The organism is Pararhodobacter aggregans (assembly GCF_003075525.1).
Lineage (GTDB): Bacteria > Pseudomonadota > Alphaproteobacteria > Rhodobacterales > Rhodobacteraceae > Pararhodobacter > Pararhodobacter aggregans.
In genome coordinates, this window is the sequence record NZ_QDDR01000008.1 from 74748 (window position 1) to 91498 (window position 16751).

The window sequence follows — 16751 nt, forward strand, 5'->3', positions numbered from 1 at the left end:
GGGGCGCGCATGCTCTACGACATCACCCTTGCCATCGATTACGATTACGCGGCGACCTCGGACCGCTCGCGGACGCTGATGCGCCTTCTGCCCTGCGACCTGCCCGGTGAGCAGCGGGTGATCGCCCGGCGGCTCGGCATTCTGCCGCGCCCCGATGAACGGCGCGAGGGCGAGGATTTCTTCGGCAATGCGACGACGGCGGCGGTCTGGCACCAGCCGATTTCCAACCTGCGGCTGACCCTGGCGCTGCGGGTCGAGCGGCTGGCGCGGATCGAGGGGGCGGATCTCTCGCCCTTGCTGGCCGAGCTGCCCGGGGCGGTGGCCGATCTCGCCGACCTCGGCCCCGCCTCGCCGCATCATTTCACCGGCGCCTCGGCCCGGGTGCCCGCGGTGCCCGCCATCGCCGCCTTCGCCCGCAAGGTGGTGAGCCCCGGCATGACCGCCCGTCAGGCGATCGAGGTGCTGGGACGGGCGCTGCACAAGGCGATGCGCTTCGACAGCGCCGCCACCTCGGTCGAGACGGGGCCGGAGGAGGCTTTCGCGCAGAAATCCGGCGTCTGTCAGGATTTCGCCCATGTGATGATCGCGGGGCTGCGCGCGGTGGGCATCCCGGCGGGCTATGTCTCGGGCTTCCTGCGCACCTTGCCGCCGCCCGGCCAGCCGCGGCTGGAGGGCGCCGATGCGATGCATGCCTGGGTCCGGGCCTGGGCCGGGCCGGTCATGGGCTGGATCGAGTTCGATCCGACCAACAACCAGCACGCGGGCGAGGATTACGTGGTCGTGGCGCGCGGGCGCGATTACGGCGATGTGGCGCCGGTAATGGGCGCGATGCGCACCGCGGGCGGGCAGGAGACCCGGCACGCGGTCGACATGATCCCGGTTCTGGAGAAATCGGGCGCGGCCTGAGCGGGATTAGCCGGACCCTAAGCCTGCTTCAGACCAACGGAAGCCCGCCGATCCGCCGCAGCCTGCCCGAGCGCACCAGACCGACCCCGTTCTCGATGAAGGCGCGCACCGCGCTGGAGCGGTCGGCGTCCTGCGCCGTCAGGAAACCCATGCGCATGGCCCGGATCGGCCCCTCGATCGGCACGGCGCGCACCGGGTTACCATCGGGCGAGATATCGCTCAGCGGCCGGACATTGACGATGGAATAGCCGAAGTCATTGGCCACCATCGAGCGCATCACCGCCATGTCGCGGGTTCGTTCGGCGATCAGCGGCCGGGCATGGATCGCCTCGAAGAAGGACAGGAAATAATCGGCGCTGAGCGGCAGATCCAGCAGCACCATCGGGTGATCCTTCAACTGGTCGATGCTGACGCTCTCGCAATCGGCCAGCGGATGGCCCGCGCCCATCAGCGCGATGGGCGGCAGATGCAGGAGGGGGGTGAATTGCAGATCGGCGGGCAGGTCCAGATCATAGGTCAGCGCCACGTCGATCTCGGACCGCCGCAGCGCGCTGAAGAGTTCGACCTGGTTCAGCTCCTGCTGACGGACGCGGACCTCGGGGAAACGCTCTTCGAAGCCGCGGCGCATGGCGGGCAGGACCAGTTGCGCGAAGGTCAGCAGGCAGCCCACGGACAGGGGCCCCCGCACCTTGCCCGAGATGTCGCCGGCGATGTCGCGCAGCGCCCCGGCCTCGCGCAACACGACCCGGGCCTGTTCCAGCATCTCGCGCCCGGCCTGGGTCAGCGAGAGGCCCTGCGCGTGCTGGCGCACGAAAAGCGGCAGGCCGAATTCCTGCTCCAGCTGGGCAATCGCGGTCGAGATCGAGGGCGAAGAGACATTGATCCGCTGCGCCGCCCGGGCGATGCTGCCCGCCTCGCCCACGGCCACGAAATACTCAAGCTGGCGCAGCGTGTAGCGCAGGGGCGGCGCGCCCCGGCTCATGCGTCCCCCGGGACGCCGTAGGAGGGGGCGGCGCGGGGATCGAGCGCCCGCTGCACATAGGCCGCCATCTGCGGGGCGTAGATTTCCCAAGCCTTTGCAACGGCCTCGATGGGGCAATCCTCGGTCCAGTCGCAGCGCAGATCGGCGACCGGCCAGGGCATCCGGTCGACCATCAGCAGGCCCGCGGAATGCACCGGCCCCGCCTCGCCCCCCGCGGCCAGCCCCGCCCGCAGCGCCGCGATCAGCCGGTCGCCCAAGGGGCCGTCGCTGCCTTCGAACCCCGCAACCATCGCCGCGGGCACGCCGTCATTGGCCAGCAGATTGCCGCCCGAGGCGCAATCGACCCCCTGCGCCGAGGTCCAGATCCCCAGCGCGCGGGCCCCCGAATGCACCGCCGTCCCGCCCTGCGCATCGACCGCCAGGATCTGCCGGTAGTCGATGAAGGGCGCGCGGTGGGTGACCTCGGCCACCGCCTCGGCCGCAGACATGCCGCCCGCCATCAGGTCCAGCACCTGCGGCCCCAGCGCCGGGTCCGTCACGTTCTGCGAGGCGACGGCGCCGACGCCCGCGCGGGCATGGGCGCAGCGCGCGGCAACCGCGGGGGAGGAGGACGAGATCACCATCCCGAACATCCCCGTTTCAGCGCAGCGGGCCACCAGCGAGAAGGTCATCGCCTCAATCCGGGATCACGGCGGTGGCGTCGATCTCGACCAGCCATTCGGGCCGGGCCAGCGCGGTGACCACCAGCCCGGTCGAGACGGGGAAGACGCCTTTGATGTACTCGCCCATGGTGCGGTAGACGGCCTCGCGGTGGCGGACATCGGTGATATAGACCACCACCTTGACCAGATGCTCCATGCTGCCGCCCGCCTCTTCGATCAACTGGCGGATGTTCTGCATCACCTTGTGGGTCTGCTCGACCGGGTCGTGGCTGTCGATGCTTTTCGCGTCGTCCAGGTTCTGCGGGCATTGGCCGCGCATCCAGATTGTGCTGCCGCCCCGGGTCACCACCGCCTGGCACAGGTCGTTGTCGAGCCTCTGTTCGGGATAGGTGTCGCGGGTGTTGAAGGGGCGAAGGCGCCTATGGGCCATGGCGGGCTCCTTGAAGGGTTTTCGGCAGAATGATCGCGCGGGCGCGGGGCGAACACAACGATGTTGCTTAGCATTGCTGAGGATCCGCCTAACAAGGCTTAGGCTTTGCCCAAGCAAGGCTTCGCCAATGCCGTGTTTCGGGGCAGGGGCAGGGCGCCTAGGCTGGGGGGATCAGGCGCGCGAGGGAATGTCATGGAAAAGGTCGATACAATCGTCGTGGGTGGCGGGCAGGCGGGCATCGCCATGAGCGAGCATCTGCGCGATCAGGGCGTCGGTCATCTGGTGCTGGAGCGCGGCCGCATCGCCGAGCGCTGGCGCACCGGACGCTGGGATTCGCTGGTCGCCAATGGTCCCGCCTGGCACGACCGCTTCCCGCACCGGACTTTCGCGGGCGATGGCGAGGCCTTCCCCGACAAGGAATCCGTGGCGCAATATTTCGCCGATTATGCCGCCCAGATCGCCGCCCCGGTGCGCGAGGGCGTGACCGTGACCCGCGCCACGCGGATCGAGGGGACACGGCGCTTCCGGGTCGAGACCTCGGCCGGGGTGTTCGATGCCCGCAACATCGTCGCGGCCACCGGCCCCTTCCAGCGGCCGCTGATTCCGCCCCTGGTGCCGCAGGATGCCGGGTTTTCCCAGCTTCATTCCGCGGATTACCGCAATCCGGGGCAGCTGGCGCCGGGGGCGGTGCTGGTGGTGGGGGGCGGATCCTCGGGCGTGCAGATCGCGGACGAGTTGATGCAGGCCGGGCGCCGGGTGTTCCTGTCCGTGGGCCCGCACGGGCGGCCGCCCCGGGCCTATCGCGGGCGGGATTACTGCTGGTGGCTGGGCGTCCTGGGCAAGTGGGACATCGACACGCCCGCGCCGGGGACCGAGCATGTGACCATCGCGGTCAGTGGCGCGCAGGGCGGCAAGACCATCGAATTCCGGGCGCTGGCGCATCAGGGCATGACGTTGCTGGGCCGGGCCGAGGGGTTCGAGGGGGGCGTGATGCGCTTCGCGCCGGACCTGCGCGAGAATATCCGCAAGGGCGACGAGAATTACCTCTCGGTCCTGGACGAGGCCGATGCCTGGGCTCTGCGCCACGGCCTTGCGCTGCCCGAGGAGCCCCAGGCGCGGGTGCTGCCGCCCGATCCGGCCTGCGTGAGCGATCCGATCCTGTCGCTGGATCTGGCGGCCGAGGGGATCACCACGATCCTCTGGGCCACGGGATATGGCTACGATTTCAGCTGGTTGCAGGTCGATACTTTCGACGCGGAGGGGCGCCCGCTGCATGCGCGGGGCGTCTCGCGCGTGCCGGGGGTCTATTTCGTGGGCCTGCCCTGGCAGACCCGGCGCGGCTCGGCCTTTATCTGGGGCGTCTGGCACGACGCGCGCTTCATCGCCGACCAGATCGGGATTCAGCGGGCCTACAGCGTCTATGACGAGGGGATGCGGGCGGCGGGGCGGTAGCCTCCTGCCCGGCGGCCCGGGGGGCAGCGCCCGCGCCGCCCCCCGGGGCGTGGCCCTTGGCGCGAGACATATCGGGCGAGGAGGGGGAAAGGTGCGTGCGAGCACGCACCCTACGGGCGCCAGTCGGGCGGCGGCTACCGCCCCGCGACCCGCCCCACATCCGGCGGCATCGCCGCCAGCAGCGACCGGGTGTAATCGCTCTCGGGCGCGTCGAACAGGCGCTGGGTCTCGCCCTGTTCCTTGATCTCGCCGCGATAGATCAGCGCCACCCGGTCGCAGATATACCGGATCACCCCCAGATCGTGGCTGATGAAGAAATAGGTCAGCCCCAGCCGCTGTTGCAGCTCGATCAGCAGGTTCAGGACCTGCGCCTGCACCGAGACGTCCAGCGCCGAGGTCGGCTCGTCCAGCAGGACCAGCGACGGCCCCGGCGCCAGCGCCCGGGCGATGCAGATCCGCTGCCGCTGCCCGCCCGAGAATTCATGCGGATGGCGGTAGAGGTGCTGCGGACCCAGCCCCACCAGCTCCAGCAATTCCGCCGCCCGGTCGGTGCGCTGCTGCCGGTTCAGCCCCAGCGTGGCGCGGTGGATGAGCATCGGCTCGGTCACGATGTCATGCACCGACATGCGGGGATTGAGCGAGGCATAGGGGTCCTGAAACACGATCTGCACCTTGGCCCGGAGCGCGCGCAGCGCGGCAGGGCTGAGGCGGGCCATATCCTCGCCCTCGAACAGGATCCGGCCCGAGGTCGGCGTATCCAGCCTGAGGATCTGCCGGGTCAGCGTCGTCTTGCCCGAACCGCTTTCGCCCACCAGCCCGAAGCTTTCGCCCTTCCTGACCGACAGGCTCACCTCGTGCAGCGCCCGGACGCCGGGGGTGGAGCCGAACATGCCCTTGCGGGCCGCGAAAACGCGCGAGACATTCTCGATCTCAAGCATGCTGCACCTCCTCAACCACCGGGCAGGCCACGGCATGGCCCGGGGCGCGGGTATGGACCGGCGGCGGCCCCTCCAGACAGGACGGCCGGGCCAGCGCGCAACGGGGCGCGAAACGGCAGCCGGGGGGCGGGTGGATCAGGTTCGGCACCGCGCCCGCCAGCCCCTGCAATTGCCCGCGCTTGACGCTGCGGTCGGGGATCGCGCGCAGCAGGGCCTGCGTGTAGGGATGGGCGGGATCGGCCAGAACCGCCTCGATCGGGCCCTTTTCCACGATGGTTCCGGCGTACATCACCGCTACATGGGTGCAGGTCTGCGCCACCACGCCGAGGTTGTGCGTGATGAGAACGACGCCCATGTCATGCGTCGCCACCATCTGCTTCAAGAGCGTCAGGATCTGCGCCTGAACCGAGACATCCAGCGCCGTCGTCGGCTCGTCGGCGATCAACAGGCCCGGGCGGCCGATCAGCGCCATGGCGATCAGCACCCGTTGCCGCATCCCGCCGGAAAACTGGTGCGGGTAATCGTCCAGCCGCGATTCCGCCGCCGGGATGCCGACCTCGGTCAGCATGGCGATGGCGAGCTTGCGGGCGGCGGCCTTGCGCGCCCGCCGTCCGGCGCCGGGCTCCAGCCCCAGAATGGCGGGATCGTGCTTTGCGGCGGCGAGTGCCACGTCAATGAGTTGGGTGCCGATGCGGAAGGCGGGGTTCAGGTTGGTGGTCGGGTCCTGAAAGATCATGCCGACCCGCCGCCCGCGCAGCGCCCGCATCTGCGGCTCGCTCAGCCCCAGCACATCGGTTCCGTCCATCAGGATCTGGCCGCCGGTGTATTCGGCGGGGGGCGTGCGGACCAGGCGGGACACCGACAGCCCGGTCAAGGACTTGCCGCAGCCGGTCTCGCCCACCAGTCCCCAGATCTGACGCTTTTCGACGCTGAGGCTGACGCCCGACAGCACCTTGGCGGCGCCCTCGAAGGAATGCATCGACAGATGCAGGTCGCGGATGTCGAGAAGGGCGGTCATCTCAGCGCCTCGCACGCGGGTCGAGGACATCGCGCAGCCCGTCGCCCAGAAGGTTGAAGCCGAAGACGGCAAGGAACATGGCAAGGCCCGGGAAGACCGCGGTCCACCAGAAATCCGGCATGTAGTTGCGGGCGATGGACAAGAGCGTCCCCCATTCCGGGGTCGGCGGCCGCACGCCGATGCCGATGAAGCCCAGCGCCGCGACGGTCAGGATGGCGAAACCCATGTCGAGCGACATCTTGACGATGATCGGCGAGACGATGTTGGGCAGGATGTGGCGGAAGAGGACCCGGGCCGGGCTGGCGCCGATGGCGCGGGCGGCGGCGACATAGACCTCTTCGCGGGCCTGCAACACCTCGCCCCGGACCAGCCGCGCATAGCCCGGCCACCATGACAGGGCGATGGCGATGATCATGTTGACGAAGCCGGGGCCGAGGGCGGCGGCCACCGCCATGGCCAGGATCAGGCTGGGGATGGTCAGCATGAGGTCGGAAAACCGCATCAGCACATCGTCGATCCAGCCGCCGTTGAACCCGGCCAGGGCGCCGACCACCACGCCCAGCACGGTGCCGATCAGCACCACGGCAAAGCCCGCCGCGACCGAGACCGGGGTGCCGGCCATGACCAGCGACAGCACGTCCTGGCCCAGTTCGTTGGTGCCGAACGGATGGGCGAGGGACGGGGCCTGGAACCGCTCGGCGGTGTTCAGGCCGCCCCGCACGTGCTCGGGGTAGGGGGCGAGCAGGTTGCCGAACAGGGTGAAGAACAGCACCACGGCGACCATGGTCGCGCCCACCATCGACAGGCGGCTCTGGCGGAAGCGGTAGAAGGCGCGGCGCGAGGCCTCGGCCCGGGCGCTGCGGCGGCTGTCCTGGGACACGTCGGTCATTGGTAGCGGACCTTGGGATTGATGAGGCCGTAAAGCACGTCGATGACGATATTGGCGGTGACGAAGAGGACCCCGATCACCAGCGCCACGCTGACCACCGGCATGAAATCCTGGGACACGATGGCGGAGGTGGCGTAAAGCCCGATGCCCGGCCAGTCGAAGACAGTCTCGACCAGCACCGTGCCCCCCAGCAACCAGCCGAAATAGAGGCCGATGACGGTGAGCGAGGCCGAGATCGCGTTCCGCAGCACGTATTTGAAGACGATGAGGCGGGGTGAGAGGCCCAGCGCCCGGGCGGTGGTGACGTAATCCTGGTGCATCACCTCGATGGTCGAGGCCCGCATCATCCGCAGGATCGTGGCCAGCGGCGACAGCGACATGGCGATGGCGGGCAGGGCCAGGTAGCGCATGGCGGTCCAGAAGGACTCCCAGTCACCGGCGAGGATCGAGTCGATGGTGTAAAAGCCGGTCACGCCCGGCGGCGGGTCGAAGATGATCGGGAAGCGTCCGCCCAGCGGCAGCCACATCAGCCACATGGCGAAGCAGAGCTGCAACAGCAGCCCGAGGAAGAAGCGCGGCATGGAGATGGCGGCGACGGACAGGATGTTGGACAGATAATCCGGCCATTTGTTGCGCCAGACGGCGGCCATCAGCCCGGCCGGGATGCCGACGACGATGGCCAGCAACAGGGCCGAGAAGACCAGCTCCAGCGTCGCGGGCAGATAGGCGGCAAGGTCGGTTGCCACGGGACGGCGGGAGAAGAGCGAGGTGCCGAAATCGCCCTGCACCAGCCCCGAGAGATAGGTCCAGTACTGGACCCACAGCGGCTGATCGAGGCCGAATTCGCGCGCCAGCGCCTCGATCTCGGCGCGGGTGGCGTTGGGACCGGCGGCCAGGCCGACCGGGTCGCCCGGCAGGACGCGGGCGATGACGAACATGATGATCGTCATGCCGATCAGCACCGGCAGGATCAGCAGGATCCGCCTCAGGATGAACCGCAGCATTGCCTCGGGGCCTCGCGTTGGGAAGGGGCGGGCGCGGGTCTGAACCCGCGCCCGGAAGGGTTACAGCGACAGCGGCCAGGCCTCGATCGCGTTCGAGGCGACGGGGGTGAAGGCAAAGCCCTGCACCGCGTCGCGCATCCCCAGACGGCGCTTTTCGAGGACGCCGAAGATGTCGGGGCAATCCGCGACCAGCAATTCCTGCAACTGGCCGTAGATCTCCACCCGGCGGGCGGGGTCGATCTCGGTCCGGCCGGCCTCGATCAGCGCGTCGGCCTCGGGGTTGTGGTAGACCGCGTTCTGCCAGCCGCCATTGCGCGAGGAATGATAGGCGGCATAGGCGATGTTGTCGGGATCGCCGTAATTGGCCGTCTGATAGACCGGGAAGAGGTCGGGGAAGGTCTCGGGCGATTGGCAGGCCGCCACCATGTCCGGCCAGTTCATCGGCGTGATGTCCAGCTGGATGTTCAGCGCCTGCAGGCTGTCGAGCATGATGAGCGCCCAGCGGCGTTGCTGTTCCAGCCCGTTCACATGCACCATGCGCAGGGTGATCCCGCCCTCGGGCGTGTCGGTCATCGCCAGATGCTCGCGCGCCAGATCGAGGTTGGTGCGGTAGACCTCCAGCTCGGGGTTGTGGCCGAGGATGCCGTTGGGCAGCGGACCGGTCATCAGCTCGGCATAGCCCGAGGCATCGAGCATCGCCTGGTAATTCATGGCATAGGCCACGGCCTTGCGCATGTTGATGTCGGCCATCGGGCCCTGTTCGGTGTTCATCTTGATCGAGAAGGTGCGGTATTCCGGCTCGATCACCCGCACCACGCCCGGCGCGCCGTCGAGCGCGTCCATGTCTTCCGAGGTCAGGTCGACCGAGATATGCACCTCGCCCCGTTGCAGCATCAGCCGCTGTGTCGAGCTTTCGCGCACGATCTGCCAGATCACCCCGTCGAGGTTGCCGCCGCCGGTCTGCCAGGCGGTGTCGGCGCGCTGCAGCTGATAGAGCGCGCCCGCTTCGGCGCGGCGCAGCTTGAAGGGGCCCGAGCCCGCGACATTGGCCTGCAGATAGGTGGTGCTGTCGTCCCCGCCCTCATTGGCCTCGGCAATCGCTTTCGAGGCGATGAAGATCCACGGGATCACCTGCAGGAAGGCGGCGAAGGGCGTCGCCAGGTCAAAGCGCACGGTATGGGCGTCGACGGCGGTCACGCCCTCGGGCTCGACGATGCCGCGGATCATCCAGCTGTTGCCGCGGGCGAGCCTGAGCGCGCGCTGGTAGGAAAAGACCACATCCTCGGCGGTGACCGGGCTGCCGTCGTGGAAGACCGCCGCCGGGTTCAGCATGAAGGTATAGGTCTTGCCGTCCGCGCTGACCTCCCAGCTGTCGGCCAGGGCAGGCACCGGTTCCGGCGGGTTGCCCGCGACGCGGACCAGGGGCTCGTAGGTGTTGCGCAGGAAGAAGCTGGCCGAATAGCCGGTCGCCGTATGCGGGTCGTAGTTCGGGATATCCTGGGTCGAGGCGATAATCAGGATGTTCCGGCCCGACTGGGCGAAGATCTGCTGCGGGAAGCTGGCGGCAGCAAGTCCGGCGCCGCTGAGGGCCAGAAAGCTGCGCCGCGAGAGGGTCTTGAGGTCGATGGTGGACATTCGGGTCTCCGTGTTGGGGTCCGGCCGGGTCGGCACCGGCCGGTTGGGATGGTCGGATCTCAGGCCGTTGCGGCGAGTTCTGCGCGCGCCGTCAGGGCCGAAGGGTGATAGCGGCGGACATAGTCGAGGGTGACGTAGCCCAGCCTCAGGTCGTGCTCGACAAGCGCGGGGTCGCGGTCGGCCGGATCGCCGAACCCGGCGCCTCCGCCCAGCATCAGCTCCACCCGTTCGCCGGGCGTGCGCAGTTCCACCAGCTTGCCGGTGCCGCAATCCTCGATCAGCCCGTCATCGGGGCCGATCACCCGCCCGCGCGCCATCCCCCCCGGCTGGCCGCCGAAGAGGCCCGGGATCGGGTTGTTGACGCCCTCGGGGAAGACCGAGGCGAGGGTGGTGCGCCCGTCGGTGGTCAGCTTGCGGAACACGACCCGCTGGCCCAGACCGCCGCGATGCCGTCCGGCGCCGCCGGTGTCGGGGACGAAGGCCTTTTCCTCGATCAGGATCGGCGCGCGGCTTTCCATCAGCTCGATCGAGGTATTGGCGGCCGAGGTCGGCCACAGCAGCGCCGAATGCCCGTCGCCCCGGTCCGATCCCCCCTGTCCGCCGCCGCAGAACAGCATGTCGGAGTAGAAGGCGCCGGTGGCATCCTGCCCGTAGACGGTCGAGGCCACGGCGAGCCCGGTGAAGGCCTGCACATCCTCGGGCCGGGCGCCGGCCAGCGCCTGGAAGATGTTGGGCGCCAGATACCAGCCGGTCCGGGTGCGGATATTGACCGAGGCCGGATAGGTGCAGTTCAGGATCGAGCCCTCGGGCGCCTTGACGGTGAAGGGCCGGTAGCAGCCCGCATTGCCGCGAACCTTCGGCGTCAGCATGCATTTCAGCGGATAGGTCGCATGCGCGGCGGTGTAGTTCAGCGTCGAGTTCAGCCCCCCCTGCGCCAGCTGCGGCGGGGCGCCGTCGAAGTCGATGACCATGGCGTCACCCTCGACCTTGATGGCGACCGGATAGGTCATCACCTCGCCCAGCGGGTTGTTGGTGATGGTGCCGGTATAGGTGCCATCGGGAATGGCCCGCACCGCGTCGCGCATCGCGCCCTCCGACAGGTCCTGCACCACCTGCGCCAGCGCGCCCAGATCCTCCATCCCGTATTCGGCCATGAAGGCTTCCAGCCGCTCGGCCCCGATCACGTTCGCCGTGACGAAGGACTGGATGTCGCCGATCACCTGCTCGCCGTTGCGGACGTTCTGGCCGATCATGCGGAACAGCGTCTCGTTGGGCTTGCCCGCCTCGAACAGCTTCATCGGCGGGATCTGCAGGCCTTCCTCGTAGATCTCGCGCGCTTTCAGCGAATCCTTGGTGCCGCCGATGTCCGAGACATGGCCGACGGTCCCCAGCAGCCCCACCAGCCGCCCGTTGCGGAAGGCGGGCGTGACGATGGCCAGATCGAAGAGGTGCCCGGCGCAGAGCCAGGGGTCGTTGGTGATGAGCACGTCGCCCGGCTGCAGCGTCTCGGCCGGGTAGCGTTCCAGCAGAGCCTTGACCGCGCGGGGCAGGGTCAGGTTGAAGACCGGCATGGCGCGCGGGCTGTGGGCCAGCGTCTCGCCCAATGGATCCAGCAATTCGCAGGCGAAATCCTGCGCTTCCGAGATGACCAGCGAAAAGGCGGTGCGGCAGACCGTCTGCCACATCTCCTCGGCCACGTTCACCAGACGGCTCCACATGATCTCCAGCCCGATGGGGTCGGCCTGGATCAGCGTGACCGCATCCTCGCGACTCATGCCCGCCGGGATCCGGGTTTCGGCCTGCTGGGTCGCGGCGACGCGGATGCAGAGGTTCAGCGCATTGTCGACCTTCACGCTGTCGCGCGGGCCGATGATCGTGGTCGCCTCGCGCTCCTCGACGATGGCGGGGCCGTCGAAGGTATCGCCCGGGACCAGCGCATAGCGGTCATAGACCTTGGCCTCGAAATCGCCATCCGCGAACCAGGCGCGGCGGGTGCCCTTGACGCGCCCCTCGCTGCCCGCACCGCCGGCGGCGCCGGTGACGGAAATCGCGGGCTGCGGCCCGACGCAGCGCAGGCGGAAGTTCACCGCCTCTATCCGCGCGCCGTCGAAGACCTTGGTGTAGCGCCCCTCATAGGCCTTGGCGAAAGCCTCGCGGATCGCGGGCAGGCTGTCGGCGCCGATGGGACCCGGCGGCAGGGCCACGGAAATGTCGTGCATCTGGCCGACGAGGCGCATGTCGGCGTGGACCTCGACCTTGATGTCGGCCGCCTTCACCCCGGCGGCGGTCAGGTGGCCGCGGCCCTCCTCCTCCATCGCCTGCAACAGCGCGTTGAGCGGCTCCGCGTCGAAATCCCCCGTCAGTTCAACGCGGTGCGAGCGGACGCCTTCAAAGCTGAGGGGCGCCACCAGAAAGCCCAATGCCGAGGCCGCGCCCGAGGCCGGGGGAATGATGACCTCGCCCACACCCATGGCGCGCGCCACGTTCACCGCATGCGCGGGACCGGCGCCGCCGAAGGCGACCATGGCGTAATTGCGGGGATCCTTGCCCTTTTCGATCAGATGGACCCGGGCCGAGGCGGCCATGTTCTCGGCCACCACCTTGTGGATGCCGAGCGCCGCTTCCTCGATCCCCAAGCCCAAGGGCGCGGCGACGGCGCCGACCGCGCGCCGCGCGGCCTCCAGATCCAGCGTCATGCGACCGCCGAGGAAGAAGCCGGGGTCGTAGTACCCCAGCACCAGGTTCGCGTCGGTGACGGTCGGCTGCAGGCCGCCCAGGCCATAGCAGGCCGGGCCGGGGTCCGAGGCCGCCGAGTGGGGCCCGACCTTCAGCAAACCCACCTCATCGAGCGCGGCGATGGACCCGCCGCCCGCGCCGATCTCGATCATGTCGATCACCGGCGCCTTGATCGGCAGGCCGGAACCCTTGGTGAAGCGATGGACCCGCGCGGCTTCCATCATCGGGGCGATTTCGGCGCGGTTGTCCTCGATCATGCAGGCCTTGGCCGTGGTGCCGCCCATGTCGAAGGAGATGACATCGGCCCGGCCCGCCAGTTCGCCAAAGAGCGCGGTCGCCAGACCGCCGCCCGCAGGCCCCGATTCCAGCAGCCGGATCGGTAGCTCGCGGGCGGTGGCCAGCGACACGAGGCCGCCCGCCGAATGCATCAGCCTGAGCGAGCCGAGGAACCCGCGCTTGCGCAGCTCCGCCTCCAGCCGCTTGAGATAGCGGTCCATCAGCGGCTGCACATAGGCATTGGCGCAGGTGGTGACGGTGCGCTGGTACTCGCCCATCTCGGCCACCACGTCGGACGAGATCGACACGGCGATCCCGGGCGCCGCGGCGCGGATCAGCTCGGCCGCGCGGCGCTCATGCGCGGGGTTGAGATAGGCATGCAGGAAGGAAACCGCGATCGCCTCGCAGCCCTGCGCGACCAAGGCCTTGGCAGCGCGGGTGACGCCGGCCTCGTCCAGGGGTGTCAGAACCTCGCCCGCGGCGTTCAGGCGCTCGGCGACCTCGATCCGGCGGTCGCGGGTTGCCAAAGGCTCGGGGAATTCGACGAAAAGGTCATAGATGTCATAGCGTTGTTCCGTGCCCATCTCCAGGATGTCGCGGAAGCCCTGCGTGGTGATGAGGCCCAGCTTCGCGCCCTTGCGCTCGATCACCGCGTTGGTCACCAGCGTGGTGCCATGCACCATCTCGGACACGTCCGACAGCGCGATGCCGCGCAGCGCGACCAGCTCTTCCAGCCCTTTCAACGCGGCCTCGGCCGGGTCGTGGGGGGTGGTCAGGCGCTTGTGCAGCGTCACGCTGCCCTGGGCGCCATCATAGAGGATGAAGTCGGTGAAGGTGCCGCCGATGTCGAACCCGACCCTCCAGCGCCCGGTGCCGCTTGCTCCGCTCATGTCTTCCTTACCTTTTCCTGAGTGTCCTGTCGCCCAGGGCGGCCGAGACCTCGGCCGCGCCGTCGAGCAACATGGTTTCGATGGTTTTGCGGTCTTCCTCGGTGGCCAGCGCCGCCGGCCAGACGATGCACAGGGCGACCGCTTCGCCCGTTTCGGGGTCGCGCACCGCGACCGAAAGCGCGTCGACGCCCCGCGTCGATTCCTGCGCCGAGAACGAGACGCCGGTGCGCCGGACCTCGGCCAGCCGTTCCAGCACTTCGTCGATGCTCTGCGGCGACAGGTCCGAGGGCGGCACGATGCCATCCGCGAAAAGCGCCCGCACCTCGTCATCGCTGAGTAGCGCCAGCAGCGCGCGCCCGGTGCCGCTGCCATGCGCGGTCAGGCGGCGGCCGATGTTCGACACGACGCGCAACGAATGGGTGCCGGGATGGTCGGTCACCGCCGCCACCTCGGTGTCGATCAGCTTGCTGACATAGCCGGTGTGCCCGGTGGCGGTGCTGATCTTGGCCACCGCTTCGGCCGCGCGTTCGACAAGGCTCGAGGACCGCCGGTAGCTGATCGCCGCATCCAGCACCAGCACCCCGGGGCGGAAGCGCTTGGTCTGGCCGATGGTCTCCAGCAGGCCCGCGTCGCGCATCGCCCTGAGCAGCCGCGAGGCGTTGCTCTTGGGGATGCCGAGCTTCTCGACCGTGTCCATGACGGTGAGCTCGGTGCACTCGGCTCCGAAACAACGCAGGACGGCGGCAGCGGAATTGAGGATGGACATGGCGACCAGAAAGTTGCAAAAAATGGAACTGCGGTTCCGATGAATGCAACTATTTGACGGCGAGTGATTCGTGTCAACGGTCTTTGCAATGTGCGAAGCCCGGTTTTTTTGACTGCTGCCGAGAGGGGCAGTCCTGCCGCTTTTTCGGCCTCGTGTGGGCACTTGCCGAAGCCTCCGGGCGGTGCCACGCTCGCGTGAGACGCTTCAACCCCCGGAAATCCCATGCAAACTCTGCCCCGAATCGATGCCTTCGCCGCGGATCTGACCGCGCTGCGCCACGACTTCCACGCCCATCCCGAACTGGGGTTTGAGGAGCATCGGACCTCGGCCCGCATCGCCGAATTGCTGGAAAGCTGGGGGATCGCGGTGACGCGCGGGATCGGCGGGACCGGGCTGGTCGGCGTGCTGGAAGGGCGGGGGCCGGGGCGGCGGATCGGGCTCAGGGCGGATATGGACGCGCTGCCGATGGAGGAACTGACGAACCTGCCCTATGCCTCGAAAAACGCGGGCGTTTTCCACGGCTGCGGCCATGACGGGCATATCACCATGCTGCTGGGCGCCGCCCGCTATCTGGCCGAGACGCGGGATTTCGACGGCACGGCGGTGTTCATCTTCCAGCCGGCCGAGGAGGGGCTGGGCGGCGCCCGCGCCATGATCGCCGACGGGCTTTTCGAGCGGTTTCCCTGCGACGAACTTTATGGCCTGCACAATTCGCCCTATCACCCGATGGGGCAGGTGACGCTGCGCCCGGGGCTGGCGCAGGCCGGGGCCTCGTTCTTCGACATCCGCGTGCAGGGGCAGGGCGCGCATGGCGCCTATCCGCATTTCGCCAAGGACCCGGTGACCATCGGCGCCGGGCTGGTCAAGGAGCTGCAGGAGATCACCGCCCGCAACGCCGATCCGCTGCATCCCGTGGTCCTGTCGGTGACCGCGTTTCTGGCTGGCGAGGCCTATAACGTGATCCCCGATCACGCCGATCTGCGCGGCACGTTCCGCTTCCTCCGGCCCGAGGATCGCGACCTGATCGACACAAGGATGCGGCAGATCTGCGCCGGGATGGCGCTGGCGCACAATGTCACCATCGAGGTCGATATTCGCGGCGTTTTCAGCCCCTTGCGCAACGATCCTCAGAGCGTCGACCATCTGGTCGAGGCCGCCCGCGACGTGGTCGGCGACAGGGCTGCGGCGGATGCCGAGGTCATCATGGGGTCCGAGGACATGGCCGATCTGCTAGCCATGGTGCCGGGCGCCTTCTTCAACCTCGGCCATGGCTCGGGCGTGCCGGTCCACAACCCGCATTTCACCTTTGATGACCGTATCCTGCCGGTCGGCGCCAGCATCTTCGCCCGTCTGGTGGAGCGGCGCGGCACGCGCTAGGGTGGCGCCGCTGGCAAGGGGGGAATTGCGATGCAACACAACGGGTTCAAGGCAGCGCTGGCCGAGGGACGCACGCAGATCGGCTGCTGGGTCGGTCTGGCCGATGACTACGCGGCCGAGATCGCGGGCGAGGCGGGTTTCGACTGGCTGCTGATCGACGGCGAACACGCGCCCAATGACATCCGCTCCATGCGGCGGCAGCTGTCGGCGCTGGGGCGCTCGGCGTCCCATCCGGTGATCCGCCTGCCGATCGGCGAGGTCTGGATGGTCAAGCAGGCGCTGGATATCGGCGCGCAGACCCTGCTCATTCCCATGGTCGAATCGGGCGCGCAGGCGGCGGAACTGGCCCGCGCCATGCGTTACCCGCCCGAGGGGATTCGCGGTGTGGGGGCGGCGCTGGCCCGGGCCTCGCGCTTTTCCGGCATCCCCGATTACATCCACCGCGCCGATGCCGAGGTCTGCCTGCTGGTGCAGGTCGAAAACCGGGCCGGGATGGCGGCGCTGGACGATATTCTGGCGGTCGAGGGGGTGGATGGCGTGTTCATCGGCCCGGCGGATCTGTCGGCGGATATGGGCTTTCGCGGCAAGCCCGACACGCCCGAGGTGAAACAGGCGATCCAGGACGCGATCCGGCGCATCCGCGCGGCGGGCAAGGCGGCGGGGATCCTGTCCACGGACGAGGCGCAGGCGAAGGAATGGATCGCTGCGGGCGCCAATTTCTGCGCCGTGGGCATCGACGTCACCGTGCTGGCCAATGCGCTGAGGGCGCTGGCGGCCAAGTTCCGCTGAA

14 protein-coding genes are annotated in these 16751 nt (G+C 68.7%); 4 read left to right on the top strand and 10 right to left on the bottom strand.

The features are described from left to right. The first annotated feature begins 9 nt into the window (after positions 1-9). Positions 10-906: a transglutaminase family protein gene (locus DDE23_RS15295; RefSeq protein ID WP_107752630.1), complete on the top strand. Its 897-nt coding sequence runs from the start codon at positions 10-12 to the stop codon at positions 904-906. 28 nt (positions 907-934) lie between these two features. Here the strand turns inward: DDE23_RS15295 and DDE23_RS15300 are convergent, their stop codons facing one another. From DDE23_RS15300 to DDE23_RS15310, 3 genes are read right to left on the bottom strand one after another with little or no spacing between them, the layout of a single operon-like run. Then, positions 935-1888 (bottom strand): LysR family transcriptional regulator, encoded by a 954-nt coding sequence (locus tag DDE23_RS15300; protein ID WP_107752631.1) that lies wholly within the window; start codon positions 1886-1888, stop codon positions 935-937. Next, the gene (locus tag DDE23_RS15305) at positions 1885-2559 is read right to left on the bottom strand and encodes a DUF1028 domain-containing protein (RefSeq protein WP_107752632.1); all 675 of its coding nucleotides are present in this window, start codon (positions 2557-2559) and stop codon (positions 1885-1887) included. The genes DDE23_RS15300 and DDE23_RS15305 overlap by 4 nt, the downstream gene beginning before the upstream one ends. Positions 2560-2563: 4 nt before the next feature. Continuing rightward, positions 2564-2980, bottom strand: a complete 417-nt coding sequence (locus DDE23_RS15310; RefSeq protein ID WP_107752633.1) for a RidA family protein — start codon at positions 2978-2980, stop codon at positions 2564-2566. Between the two features lie 192 nt (positions 2981-3172). Here DDE23_RS15310 and DDE23_RS15315 point away from each other — a divergent pair, with 192 nt between their 5' ends. Continuing rightward, on the top strand, positions 3173-4432 hold the full coding sequence (locus DDE23_RS15315; RefSeq protein WP_107752634.1) for a flavin-containing monooxygenase: 1260 nt from the start codon (positions 3173-3175) through the stop codon (positions 4430-4432). Positions 4433-4566: 134 nt separating this feature from the next. Here DDE23_RS15315 and DDE23_RS15320 read toward each other — a convergent pair whose 3' ends face one another. Genes DDE23_RS15320 through DDE23_RS15350 form a run of 7 tightly spaced genes read right to left on the bottom strand, consistent with a single transcriptional unit; the run spans position 4567 to position 14584 of the window. Further along, positions 4567-5370, bottom strand: a complete 804-nt coding sequence (locus DDE23_RS15320; RefSeq protein ID WP_107752635.1) for an ATP-binding cassette domain-containing protein — start codon at positions 5368-5370, stop codon at positions 4567-4569. After that, a complete protein-coding gene (locus DDE23_RS15325) occupies positions 5363-6388 on the bottom strand; it encodes an ABC transporter ATP-binding protein (RefSeq protein WP_107752637.1) in 1026 nt (341 codons plus the stop codon). Before DDE23_RS15325 ends, DDE23_RS15320 begins: the two co-directional genes overlap by 8 nt. Before the next feature lies 1 nt (position 6389). Next, a complete protein-coding gene (locus DDE23_RS15330) occupies positions 6390-7277 on the bottom strand; it encodes an ABC transporter permease (RefSeq protein WP_107752639.1) in 888 nt (295 codons plus the stop codon). After that, positions 7274-8281 (bottom strand): ABC transporter permease, encoded by a 1008-nt coding sequence (locus DDE23_RS15335; RefSeq protein ID WP_107752641.1) that lies wholly within the window; start codon positions 8279-8281, stop codon positions 7274-7276. The genes DDE23_RS15330 and DDE23_RS15335 overlap by 4 nt, the downstream gene beginning before the upstream one ends. A 60-nt stretch (positions 8282-8341) precedes the next feature. Next, entirely contained in the window at positions 8342-9916 is a 1575-nt protein-coding gene (locus DDE23_RS15340; protein ID WP_107752643.1) for an ABC transporter substrate-binding protein, read from the bottom strand. Between the two features lie 59 nt (positions 9917-9975). Beyond that, entirely contained in the window at positions 9976-13818 is a 3843-nt protein-coding gene (locus DDE23_RS15345; RefSeq protein ID WP_107752646.1) for a hydantoinase B/oxoprolinase family protein, read from the bottom strand. Between the two features lie 7 nt (positions 13819-13825). After that, positions 13826-14584 carry an IclR family transcriptional regulator gene (locus tag DDE23_RS15350; RefSeq protein WP_107752648.1) on the bottom strand — a complete coding sequence of 253 codons (759 nt, stop codon included), beginning with the start codon at positions 14582-14584 and terminating at the stop codon, positions 13826-13828. Positions 14585-14806: 222 nt separating this feature from the next. On the opposite strand from DDE23_RS15350, the gene DDE23_RS15355 reads away from it, so the two are divergent. After that, positions 14807-15961 carry a M20 aminoacylase family protein gene (locus DDE23_RS15355; protein WP_107752650.1) on the top strand — a complete coding sequence of 385 codons (1155 nt, stop codon included), beginning with the start codon at positions 14807-14809 and terminating at the stop codon, positions 15959-15961. Positions 15962-15985: 24 nt separating this feature from the next. Next, positions 15986-16750, top strand: a complete 765-nt coding sequence (gene hpaI, locus DDE23_RS15360) for a 4-hydroxy-2-oxoheptanedioate aldolase (protein ID WP_420330168.1) — start codon at positions 15986-15988, stop codon at positions 16748-16750. The last annotated feature ends 1 nt before the right edge of the window (position 16751 follow it).